This is a genomic window from Salegentibacter tibetensis (assembly GCF_020164485.1).
In the GTDB taxonomy this organism is placed as follows: Bacteria; Bacteroidota; Bacteroidia; order Flavobacteriales; family Flavobacteriaceae; genus Salegentibacter; species Salegentibacter tibetensis.
This window is the reverse complement of the sequence record NZ_JAIQZA010000116.1, coordinates 1-428: the sequence shown is the minus strand read 5'-3', so window position 1 is coordinate 428 and position 428 is coordinate 1. Positions and strand designations below refer to the sequence as shown.

Here is a 428-nt window from a genome sequence, read left to right as displayed (position 1 = left end):
TAGTATGAGCAGCCAGGCAATAATCACAATCATTTATTTGACTTACAACAAGGTTAACAACTTCTTTTTCTTTTTTGCTGAAGGATGTTTTACTGTTTTGAAATGCCAGGTAATTTTCTAAGGCAGTTTCAGAATGGGCCATGGTAGCATATAAGTTAGGAACCATACCCAATGCGCTTTCCAGATTTTTAAATATTGCCTGATTGTTTTCAGATACTTCTCCTCTGTTGGGAACTGTGAAATTTGACATTATCTTTAAATTTTAATTGTTATAAATTATTTGACAATGCAAAGATGCAGAAGTAGTATATTTGTACAGTAGGTAAGCTTTCCTTAAGAGTGGGCAATTGTTCCTTTCCGAAAACCTGAAGGAGACTTTTTTTCCATGTTTTTGAAGAAGCGTCCAAAAGCTTGTACATCTTCAAATC

Annotated in this window: 1 protein-coding gene; it reads right to left on the bottom strand. The window is 34.1% G+C overall.

Going from position 1 to position 428, the window contains the following annotated elements:
- A partial coding sequence (locus tag LB467_RS18750) for a carboxymuconolactone decarboxylase family protein (protein WP_224475673.1) occupies positions 1 to 250 on the bottom strand: 250 nt, incomplete at its 3' end.
- Between the last annotated feature and the right edge of the window lie 178 nt (positions 251 to 428).